We start from the raw sequence: 1,186 nt of genomic DNA, 5'->3' as shown, positions 1-1,186 counted from the left end.
TAAATTTCGAAAGTACCGTTCATTGAAAACATAAAAAAGTGCCCAAATCTTTGGTAGAATGGTGTTTGTCGAGAACACTACACCCAAAGAGAGGAGCACCTTTTAGGTGAAGTCTACCACACCCATCAGCAAAATCAAGACCGAATTTTCCTTACAAAACGCGACCAGTTTCGGCGGCATCAAAATCTTCCTGGAATACCTCGAAAAAATTAAGTTTGCCGCTGCTTTACAAAGGCTGTCATGCATGAAAGCAAACAACTCGCTGTTCCCCGTTTACCGTATACTGCTTTATCTCGTCGTCGGCTGGATGCTCGGCTGCGAACGCCTCTTCCATTTCCGCAAGTTACAGAAAGACTCGCTTCTAAAGCGGTTTCTCGGTGGACGCTGTCCGCACCATTCGCTGTTATACAAAGAGTTGTCGCGTCTTAGCAAATCGCACCCGAACCTGTTGCCCGAATTGCGGTCGCTCAATCAGGAAATCATTGGACCTTGTTTACCAGAGGCTCTCATTCTGGACCTTGACTCCACCGTTGAAACCGTATATGGCGATCAGGGCGGAGCGGCTAAAGGCACGAACCCGCATAAGCCCGGCCGTAAGAGTTATCATCCTTTGCTGGCCTTCGAAGGACAGTCTCGTCTATGTTTGAATGCCGTTCTACGTTCGGGCAATACGCACTCCTCCACGGATGCGTCAGCTTTTCTTCACCAAACCTTCGAACTGCTGAGGGAGCATCCGGTGAAGTACGCGAGGTTCGATAAGGGCTTCGGCGGTGAAGATTTCTACGGCCTGTGGGAAGGCAAAGGAATCGGTTACGTCGGAAAGTTGAAATGGACAAAGCGCCTTGCAGAACAAGTCGCAGCCTGCCGGTACTGGAAACGATTCGTCGATGAAGACTGGATCATCGAAGGGATTACGATCATCTACAAAGCGACATCTTGGGAGAAGGCGCGCCGCGTAGCGATTGTTCGCAAGGCACACATCGTCGATGAAGGCCAGACCCGCATGGTGTTCGATTCGGATTGGCAATACGAAGCGATCGTCACCAATCTCGAATGGGAGCCGCTTGATCTGTGGCGCTTCTACAACCAACGCTGTTGCATGGAGAACTATATCAAGGAAGCGAAGAACGGCTTCTCCATTGATAGAATTGCGACGAGCGAATTTGAGGCGAATGAACTCGACTTG

General features: G+C 49.9%; 1 protein-coding gene. It reads left to right on the top strand.

Translation table 11 applies throughout. The features are described 5' to 3' along the window. Positions 1-106: 106 nt before the first annotated feature. A partial coding sequence (locus FS806_RS25215; protein ID WP_144942096.1) for an IS1380 family transposase occupies positions 107-1,186 on the top strand: 1,080 nt, incomplete at its 3' end.

The sequence above is a fragment of the Paenibacillus sp. 32O-W genome, from assembly GCF_007679495.1.
GTDB lineage: Bacteria > Bacillota > Bacilli > Paenibacillales > NBRC-103111 > Paenibacillus_L > Paenibacillus_L residui.
The sequence above is the reverse complement of the archived record's forward strand: the minus strand, read 5'-3'. Positions and strand labels throughout refer to the sequence as shown.